Genomic DNA, 9,382 nt, shown 5'->3' on the forward strand with positions numbered 1-9,382 from the left:
AAACAGGGTAAAGAAGGCATTTTATACAGCTTGTGCTTCGGCTGACCATTTCTCCGGCGTCACAATGCTGAACAGCCCCTCGCGCGCTGTTTTCCGTCCCAGCTTCAACAGCGCCTTGTCTTTGGTGATCAAGGTCTGTGCACCGGCGTCGCGCGCCAGCTCGAGAAATTTCTGGTCGTCCGGATCGCTGCAGATCGGCAGGCGAACAGTCGTGTTGATCTGCGTTGTATTTGGGGCTATGCAGGCGATCAATGCGTCGAACTTGGCCGCGACGGCGGGGCGAGATTCGCAGTCGAGGGGAAGGTGTTCGTATTCGAGGACTTTCAGCCACTCCGTGCGGCAATCGTTTCGCGTCACGGCCTCGATCGTACCTGCGTGCAGCGCGGCGAGTAGCGTTGACCAGCGAGGGTCGCGAAATACGAACAGGTCCAGGCACACGTTGGTGTCGATGACGACGCGCTTCGGTATCATTGCGGCTCTTTCTTTGAATTGCAATTCGTTATTCATGCTGATTGTTTTATCTCCCGCCAAAACGCTCGACTACGACACGCCCCCGACCACCGAAATCTGCACACGTCCGGATTTCATTGAAGACTCCGCAGAACTGATCGAGACACTCAAACCCATGTCGCTATCCGATGTGGGCAGTCTGATGGGCATTTCGGATGCGCTGGCGGCCCTGAACGTCGCGCGGTTTGCGTCGTGGTCCAGAGAGTTCACGCCAAAAAATGCCAAGCAGGCAGTCCTTGCGTTCAACGGCGATGTCTACGAAGGACTGGATGCACCAACGCTCGGCAAGCGGCAGCTGGAGTACGTGCAGTCCCACATCCGCATTCTATCCGGCCTTTACGGTGTATTGCGACCGCTGGACCTGATGCAGCCCTATCGGCTGGAAATGGGAACCCGGCTCGCCAATCCTCGGGGGAAGGACCTGTATGCATTCTGGGGATCGAAGGTGACTGGTGCCCTGAACGAAGCGATGGCTCGGCAAAAATCGAAAACCTTGGTCAATCTCGCATCCGAGGAATACTTCAAGGTGGTCAAGCCGAAGCTTCTCGACGCTGAGATTGTCACGCCAGTATTCGAAGACTGGAAAGGCGGACGTTACAAGATCATTTCGTTTTACGCCAAGCGTGCCCGTGGGCTCATGGCGCGTTATGCGGCGCTCAATGGCATCGTGCAGGCCGAGAAGCTCAAGGCATTTGACGTTGACGGTTATGCGTTTGATCCGAAGGCGTCGTCCGAGCATAGTTGGGTGTTCCGGCGTCGGGTGGAGGCCTGAGTCCTGATAACAAAAAGCCTCGCAGTGCGAGGCTTTTTTGTATCACAACATTTATCAGAAATTACCAGAATTTCCACCAGGATCTTTCTGCCTTCGGGACTCCGTTCGACAGAAAAGCACTGTTCGGAAAGTTTGTCCGCAGAACGCGCTCCGCATCGTCACGCAATTCCGGCAGGCCGAGCGCTTCGTATGATTTGACCATCACATACAGCGCCTCTTCAACGGCAGGCGCTTCACGATATTCGCTGACTGCCAGTTGTGCTCGATTGGCTGCCGCTATGTAAGCGCCACGACGATAGTAATAATTTGCGACATGCACTTCATATTGCGCCATTGCGTTGACAAGGTACTTCATCCGCGCAATTGCATCCTTCGTGTAGATGCTGTTCGGGAACCGCTCCGCCAATTGCTTGAATGAATCGAAAGCGTCACGTGCTGCTTTGGGGTCGCGCTCGCTTGGATCCTGCTTGGACAGGAAGTTGAGGAAGCCGAGCTTGTCGTTGAAATTGATCAGGCCGCGCAGGTAGTACATGTAGTCGACGTTCGGGTGGTTCGGATGGAGTTTGATGAACCGTTCGACAGCTGCCAATGCCAGTGCCTGGTCGCCCTGGCGGTAATGTGCATAAGCCACTTCCATTTGTGCCTGTTGCGCGTACGTGCCGAACGGGTAGCGTGCCTCGAGCTTCTCGAAGTACTCGATTCCCTTTTCGTAGTTACCTGCCGATATTTCGTCGCGCGCCTCCGAGTATAATTTGGAGGCTGACCAATCCTTGGTTTCGTCGATTTTCTCCGGAAGTATGCCGCACCCGGAGAGCGAGAAAGCAAGGACAATGGCAGCGAACTTCAACGATCTTTTTTGCATGACGTTTGCAAGAGCACATCTGGATAAGTCGTGGATTATAGCCGATGGTGCCTTCTTGCAGCGCTCCAACTGAACTCCCATTTTGAGCAAACCTTTACCTGAAACAGATATCGACGACGGCGACGTGGACGAGCGCGCCGCCCCCGAGCCTGCGCCTATTGAACTGGTGTTGACACCGGAATTTTGCGGAGTCCGCCTGGACAAAGCGTTGTCGCAGCTTCTTCCCGAATACTCGCGCAGTCGCCTGCAGCAGTGGATCGAATCGGGAATGGTGACAATTGACGGTCAGCCGGCACGCGGCAAGACGCTTTCGCTGGGCGACGAAATGGTTGTCATCCAGCCGCAGGCAGCGCCGGAGGATCAGGCATTCAAGCCGGAGCCGATGCCGTTGTCGATTCTCCATGAAGATGCTTCCATCCTCGTGATCAACAAGCCGGCGGGACTGGTCGTTCATCCCGCTGCAGGCAACTGGTCGGGCACCTTGCTCAACGGTCTTCTATATCATTCTCCGGCACTTTCTGGCGTGCCGCGTGCGGGTATCGTGCACCGGCTGGACAAGGATACGAGCGGCCTGATGGTCGTAGCGAAAACCTTGCAAGCACAGACCGATCTCGTGCGCCAACTGCAGGCGCGTACTGTCAAGCGCGAATACTATGCACTGGTATGGGGGACGCCGCATGTGACCGGCAAAGTTGATGCCGCTATAGGTCGCCATCCGCGTGACCGGATCAAGATGGCCGTCTCGAACCACATGAGTGCCAAGCCGGCGGTCACGCACTATCAGCGCCTTGCAACCGGGATGCTGGACGGACGCCCTGTCAGCCTGTTGCGCTGCCAGCTTGAAACCGGCCGTACGCACCAGATCCGCGTGCATATGCAGTCGATCGGTTTTACGTTGGTCGGCGACCCGCTGTATGGCAAGCCGCACCTGGCATCGATATTTGGACGGCAAGCGCTGCATGCACACCGGCTTGGACTGGTTCACCCGGTTTCCGGCAAGGAGTGCGAGTGGAGCGCGCCGGTTCCGGACGATTTTGCAGATCTTCTTGTGCGCGCCGGCATGGATGCCATGATTGCTGAATGAACCCGGAGACCTGGTAATGGAGCTGATCATTCGCGACTGGACTGCCTTGCCTGCCAACGTGGGGGCATTGTCGACGACGCGGCGCGGTGGCATCAGCCTTGCGCCCTACGATGATGGTGCGGGCGGTGGCGGGCTCAATCTCGGTATGCATGTCGGCGATGCGCCGGATCGCGTTCTTCGCAATCGTTCCTTGTTGCGCAGAGTTCTGCCAGCCGAGCCCGTATGGCTTAGCCAGGTACATGGTTCGCGGGTAATAGATGCGGCCACGGCTGGCGATTCGGCGGAAGCCGATGCTTGCATTGCGACACAGGCAGGGGTGATCTGCGCGATCCAGACGGCCGATTGCCTGCCGGTCTTGTTCTGTGATGTCGAGGGGGGCATCGTTGGCGCAGCCCACGCCGGTTGGCGCGGCTTGGCTGGCGGAGTGCTGGAGAATACCTTGTCGGCCATGCGGGCTGCCGGGGCTGGCGAAATTACCGCATGGATGGGGCCGGCGATCGGTCCGGAATGCTTCGAAGTCGGGCAGGATGTTGTTGACGCGTTTACGGCACAAGATGCCGATGCGGCCGATGTATTCAAGCCGTTACATGGACGGGATGGAAAATACCTGGCCGATATCTATTCGCTGGCACGCAGGACGCTGCGCAACGCCGGTGTCGAAAAGGTCTTCGGAGGCGGACGCTGCACCGTGACGGAAAAAGACCTCTTTTACTCATACCGCCGGGACAAGACAACCGGTCGGATGGCGTCGTTGATCTGGCTCAAGTAAAACGGATCCCATATCGGCGATGCTTCCTAAAGCCAACATACTACGTCTCTGATGACGTTTCTTTTTCCCGCTTCATATTCGCTTCAGTCGAGGATTCTGCCGCTTGCAGTTTTTCGGCGTTCTTCCGGTTGCGCCTGCGTTGTGGGGTACCCATCACATATAAAATGATCGCCACAGGCAAGATGCCGTACAAGAGGAAAGTCATTATTCCTGCGACAACCGATTGCTCGGTAATGGACATCATGAAGACGACATAGATCCATGCGAGGGCGACAATATACATAGCGGTTTACTGCAGCAAGTCAAACCATAACCTTACGCCAAAAAAGAGAAGCAAGCATGAACATGTTTACGCCACAAGCAGGCTCCAACACATGGATGCCGCAGTTTCCCGATCCGAATGCATGGCAGGCCTGGCTCAAGACGCCGCCGATCGACACCAAGCCCATTACGGCGACAATCAAGGAATTCGGCGCAACCATCGATCCGACGGTTGTGGCGAAACTGCAGAGCGACTATATGCAGCAAATTTCCTCTTTGTGGCAGGAAATGCTCGGGGCAAAGACACCCGCAATTTCGGACAGGCGTTTTTCGTCACCGGAATGGCAGTCGAACCCGCTTCATGCATTTAACGCTGCTGCTTACCTTCTCAATGCCCGCTTCCTGACAGCGATGGCGAACTCTGTCGAAGCGACGCCGCGGGCAAAACAAAAAATCCGGTTTGCGGTGCAACAGATGGTGGATGCGATGTCGCCCGCAAACTTCCTCGCAACGAACCCCGAAGCGCAGCAAAAACTCATTGAGACAAAGGGTGAGAGCCTGACCAAGGGCATCACGCATTTGCTTGAGGATATGCAAAAAGGGCATATTTCGCAGACGGATGAATCGGCATTCGAGGTGGGCCGCAATGTCGCCAACACCGAGGGTGCAGTGGTTTTTGAGAACGAGCTTTTTCAGCTGATTCAATACAAGCCATTGACGAAGACCGTCTACGAGCGCCCCCTGTTGCTTGTTCCGCCTTGCATCAACAAGTACTACATCCTCGATCTGCAACCGGAAAATTCGCTGGTGCGCTACGCGGTAGAGCAAGGTCATACCGTGTTCCTGGTCTCCTGGTGCAACCCAGATGCGTCGCTCGGGCACCTTACATGGGATGACTATATCGAGCGCGGTGCCGTCAAGGCGATTAATGTCGCGCAGGAGATCAGCGGACAAGAGCAGATCAACGCGCTCGGTTTCTGTGTGGGTGGAACAATTATCTCGACAGCCGTAGCGTTGCTTGCGGCGCGTGGCGAGAATCCTGTTTCAAGCCTGACGCTGCTCACGACGTTCCTCGATTTTTCTGATGCGGGCGTAATCGAGGTCTTTATCGATGAAGCGCAAGTGGCGATGCGCGAGCAGACGATCGGCAAAGGCGGGCTGATGCCGGGGCGCGACTTCGCATCCGCATTTTCCAGCCTGCGTTCGAATGACCTGGTCTGGAATTACGTGAAGTCGAACTACCTGAAAGGGGAAAACCCGCCACCGTTCGACCTGCTGTACTGGAATGCCGACAGTACGAACCTGCCTGGACCGATGTTCTGTTGGTACCTGCGCAATCTCTACCTGGAGAACAATCTCCGTGTGCCGGGCAAGCTGACCGTGGCCGGCGAAAAGATCGACCTTTCCAAGATCGATGCGCCCGTATTCATCTATGGCTCGCGTGAGGACCACATCGTTCCGTGGGGAGCGGCATATCAGTCGACTTTGCTGCTCAATCCGAAAAAGCGCAGTCGCAATCGCTTCGTGCTGGGTGCATCCGGCCACATCGCTGGCGTCATCAATCCGCCCGCGAAGAAAAAGCGGAGCTACTGGACCAACGACAAGCAGACCGAGAGCGCCGAGGAGTGGATGAAGGGAGCCAAGGAACAACCCGGCAGCTGGTGGCCGGAATGGTCGGCATTCCTCGCAAAGAACGCCGGCAAGCAAATCAATGCGCCACGCAAGTATGGAAACAGCAAGTACAAAACGATAGAGCCGGCACCCGGACGGTATGTGAAGGTCAAGGCTGAGTAAAAAAAGGTCCCGAACCTGTCAGCTCGATGACAGGTTCGGAACGTATTCTTCACGGCAAGATTGACTCTTTACTAGCAGTTTAATTTTACGTTGGCGATCGAAAGCGGCTCTCGGCTTTTCTTGACTTCATTGCAAGATGGTCAGGAAGGACGAGAATTACATGCGTAAACCTTTGTTTTTTCGCACTATAATAAAAACGCTTTGGGGCGAACGCATGTTCGCTTTTTTTACAAAACGGCATGAATGCGTTGCGACGCAATAACTGGAATTTTCGATGAATAGTGCAAAAAAGACCTTCGAGCGCTTGATCAAGAAGTATCCCAACCGCCGTCTTTACGATACGCAAACCAGCTCCTACATCACCTTGTCGGATGTGAAGCAGCTGGTCCTGGATAACGAGGATTTTACGGTAGTCGATGCAAAGACCGACGAAGATCTGACCCGCAGCATCCTGCTGCAGATCATTCTTGAGGAAGAAGCAACCAATGGCACGCCGATGTTTTCCAGTGGCGCGCTGTCGCAAATCATTCGCTATTACGGCCATGCGATGCAGGGGATGATGGGCTCCTACCTGGAGAAGAACATCCAGGCCTTCATTGACATCCAGAACAAGCTGGCAGAAAGCTCCAAGGGCTTTTATGAAGGCAAGCCGTTCAGCCAGGAGATGTGGAACCAGTTCATGAATGTCCAAGGGCCGATGATGCAGGGCATGATGAGCAACTACATCGAACAGAGCAAGAACCTGTTCATGCAGATGCAGGAGCAGATGCAAAACCAGACCAAGAACATGTTCGGCACCTTCCCATTCGGGCCGAATGACAAGAACAAGAACTAAGACGAAGCCGATGACGTAAGGACAACCCGGCGATGAACCAACCGGGAGAATGAACGTGAAAGGGTACAATAGCGGATTCGCTTTGTACCCTTTTTTGTCATGTCCAACGTCTCTTCAAATCCCAAGGTCGGCTTCGTTTCCCTCGGTTGCCTACGGGAAACTTATGATATACCGGGAAACATTGGCTCAGATAAAGTAAGGGGTTATTAGTAAAGAATTGCCAGCTAGAACTGCTCCTTGGAAAGCTGATTATTCTCGGAAGGGATGGAATTTAAATAAAAATGGCAACAGACAACATTTCTGTAACGCTGATCACCCAAGCACAGCACAAGTTTTATTCCGGAACGATGCCGATCGAATTGATCGCAGAGACGTGTTCAACAAATCCGAGAGAACAAGATCCAGAGGCGGGCTTTCAACGGACATTGGATGCAGGTCGGGCTGAGTCAATTGCCGACTACATACGAAACGGCGGCACGATACCGTCAAGCATTATATTGTCCGCCCAAGAAGCGGCGAGGCTTACCTATAACTCGAAGAATAAGACCATTAACTTTGAGGTGACGCCAGATGCGTTTCTTATTCTAGATGGACAGCATCGCGTTTATGGTTTCAGAAAGCTACTTAACGAAGGCGTGAAGTATCGTGTCCCCGTCATTATTTACAGCGAGCTTAGTACCGTAGAAGAAGCAAGACTTTTTATCGACATAAATACATTGCAGCGTCCCGTACCGAAAGAGCTGCTACTTGACATTAAGCGACTCGCAGAACGCGAAAATGATGATGAACGCTTGCTCGATGAGCTATTCACGAATTTTGAAACGGAGCGTGACAGCTTCCTTTTGAATAAGCTTAGCCGTATAGATAAGCAAAAAGGGAAGGTTTCGAAAGTCACGTTTTATGACTCCATGAAGCCGATCTTGAAGGAGTTCAATATCTCGAATATTGATCGCCTCTATCGGATTATGAACGCGTATTTTATTGCTGCGAGCGATGTTTCTGCCGAGCATCAATTCGACCTCGGTACGGCCATTACAAAGGCCACGTTATTCAAGATTCTAGTTTCGCACGCGCGTGCCATCATTTCGGTTATCTCTGACAACAACCCGCAAGACCTCGAAAAGATAAGTGAACATAAGAAATATCTCATGAGATCGCTGCCTGGCTCGTTTCAAGATATCTTGAATTCAAAGGCATACTTGAAGTCTGTGGAAGTACTTGATAGAAAGCTGCTTCGCCGCAATGTAACGATCTGATGGAATTTGCGAAACTCGTCCGGCTCTTTCTTCCAAGCGCGGTGGAAGGGATCTTTAAAGTTCGACAACGCTCCCACCACCGCTTAGTTGAAAAGCTTCAAGAAATTGATTTCGTAACGCGAGGAATCGTCCAGACAGGGAGCGATACAGAGATAACGCTTCAAGTTCTGGACGATGAAGCGATTCATAAGCTTCTCTCTGGGGAGGCGAATAAATTTTTACTTGCGTCTCTACTGAGTCGTCAGCGGGCAATGCAAACGCAGGATAGCAACGCGGCATGGCAAACCGTAGAGCATTATTACGCTGCCTATTACGCTATTCACTATATGCTCCGGATCACAGGGGTGAGCATAACGAACCTTGATTCCACCGCTACGAATTTAATTCTCAGAGCGCAACTGTCGAAAACTAAGGTGAATTCAGTACCCGGCGGGCTTTACGTCCTTCGGTATGATGACGTGAATAAAAATATCACGTTAAAAACACGCTCAAAAAAGAACGGCGGTTCACATCAGGAAGCGTGGCAGCTTTGGGTTGAGCTTGTAGATAAACTTCAAAATGCTGCTAACTCGGATATTGGTGAATATGCGCGGGAAGTAGGTGACTTAATCGCTCACAAGGCTTTCCTTGTGCGATCCGTTGGGCACTATAACCCTCCTGAGCTTAGAGGCGAGATCAATTATCAGTTTAAGGGTGGCGCTTGGAAGTTCGAGAAGGATTCCGCAAAAACAGTAAGGAAGCTTCAACTCGCTATTGAGCAACCAAACACTTCAACCGCCGATAGAGGCGTAAATGCTGAGAGCTTGATCACCAATAATAAGATCATTATCAATCTAGCAAAGGCCATCTTTTTACACTCGTCCGAGCGATATCCGAAGAGCGTTTCTAGCTCAATCAAGAATATGTACGGGGCGTATGTCAACTAGTTGGATAAGGAAGTTGAAGCGGTTATAAGTGCAAGTGCAAAACTTCCTTGCTACTTATTGTTGGTGTCCAGAGAAGAACTCTTCCTAACGATGCGCATCGTTTGGATGAAAAAATCCTTCGTGATTGGGCGTCCCGAATTAACGGGAGCTTGGGGGGTGAGCACTCTAATGTGTCCTTCACCGATCGTAAGCGCCCGGCCATCCCGTCTTGAGGCTGGAGGAGCGTGAAGTTACGCGGCGGGACGCCAGCGATGCGGCAGGAGTTCGTCGATACGGCGGGCCGGCAAGGACGGCAAACGTTCCAGCACATCCT

At 53.0% G+C, this 9,382-nt stretch carries 10 protein-coding genes; 7 read left to right on the forward strand and 3 right to left on the reverse strand.

Annotation, left to right across the window (positions count from 1 at the left end; translation table 11 throughout):
* Positions 1 to 21: 21 nt before the first annotated feature.
* A complete protein-coding gene (locus ACYVIA_RS13435) occupies positions 22 to 507 on the reverse strand; it encodes a putative toxin-antitoxin system toxin component, PIN family (RefSeq protein ID WP_460841539.1) in 486 nt (161 codons plus the stop codon).
* On the opposite strand from ACYVIA_RS13435, the gene yaaA reads away from it, so the two are divergent.
* Complete coding sequence (yaaA, locus tag ACYVIA_RS13440) at positions 506 to 1,282, forward strand: peroxide stress protein YaaA (RefSeq protein ID WP_460841541.1); 777 nt, start codon at positions 506 to 508, stop codon at positions 1,280 to 1,282. The genes ACYVIA_RS13435 and yaaA overlap by 2 nt on opposite strands.
* Before the next feature lie 61 nt (positions 1,283 to 1,343).
* Here the strand turns inward: yaaA and ACYVIA_RS13445 are convergent, their stop codons facing one another.
* Entirely contained in the window at positions 1,344 to 2,144 is an 801-nt protein-coding gene (locus ACYVIA_RS13445) for an outer membrane protein assembly factor BamD (RefSeq protein ID WP_460841543.1), read from the reverse strand.
* A gap of 82 nt (positions 2,145 to 2,226) precedes the next feature.
* On the opposite strand from ACYVIA_RS13445, the gene ACYVIA_RS13450 reads away from it, so the two are divergent.
* Both ACYVIA_RS13450 and pgeF read left to right on the forward strand, forming a co-directional pair.
* Positions 2,227 to 3,228 (forward strand): RluA family pseudouridine synthase, encoded by a 1,002-nt coding sequence (locus ACYVIA_RS13450; protein WP_460841544.1) that lies wholly within the window; start codon positions 2,227 to 2,229, stop codon positions 3,226 to 3,228.
* A 16-nt stretch (positions 3,229 to 3,244) separates the two neighbouring features.
* Positions 3,245 to 3,997, forward strand: coding sequence for a peptidoglycan editing factor PgeF (gene pgeF / locus ACYVIA_RS13455; protein WP_460841546.1), 753 nt, complete (start codon positions 3,245 to 3,247; stop codon positions 3,995 to 3,997).
* A gap of 40 nt (positions 3,998 to 4,037) precedes the next feature.
* Here pgeF and ACYVIA_RS13460 read toward each other — a convergent pair whose 3' ends face one another.
* Positions 4,038 to 4,280, reverse strand: coding sequence for a hypothetical protein (locus tag ACYVIA_RS13460; RefSeq protein WP_460841548.1), 243 nt, complete (start codon positions 4,278 to 4,280; stop codon positions 4,038 to 4,040).
* Between the two features lie 56 nt (positions 4,281 to 4,336).
* On the opposite strand from ACYVIA_RS13460, the gene phaC reads away from it, so the two are divergent.
* The 4 genes from phaC to ACYVIA_RS13480 all read left to right on the forward strand — a co-directional run bounded on the left by phaC (position 4,337) and on the right by ACYVIA_RS13480 (position 9,069).
* On the forward strand, positions 4,337 to 6,052 hold the full coding sequence (phaC, locus tag ACYVIA_RS13465; RefSeq protein ID WP_460841550.1) for a class I poly(R)-hydroxyalkanoic acid synthase: 1,716 nt from the start codon (positions 4,337 to 4,339) through the stop codon (positions 6,050 to 6,052).
* Positions 6,053 to 6,326: 274 nt separating this feature from the next.
* Entirely contained in the window at positions 6,327 to 6,887 is a 561-nt protein-coding gene (phaR, locus tag ACYVIA_RS13470; protein WP_460841551.1) for a polyhydroxyalkanoate synthesis repressor PhaR, read from the forward strand.
* A gap of 281 nt (positions 6,888 to 7,168) precedes the next feature.
* Positions 7,169 to 8,143 carry a DGQHR domain-containing protein gene (locus ACYVIA_RS13475; RefSeq protein ID WP_460841553.1) on the forward strand — a complete coding sequence of 325 codons (975 nt, stop codon included), beginning with the start codon at positions 7,169 to 7,171 and terminating at the stop codon, positions 8,141 to 8,143.
* Positions 8,143 to 9,069: a hypothetical protein gene (locus tag ACYVIA_RS13480; protein WP_460841555.1), complete on the forward strand. Its 927-nt coding sequence runs from the start codon at positions 8,143 to 8,145 to the stop codon at positions 9,067 to 9,069. The genes ACYVIA_RS13475 and ACYVIA_RS13480 overlap by 1 nt, the downstream gene beginning before the upstream one ends.
* Positions 9,070 to 9,382: the final 313 nt, after the last annotated feature.

Source organism: Noviherbaspirillum agri (assembly GCF_054780595.1).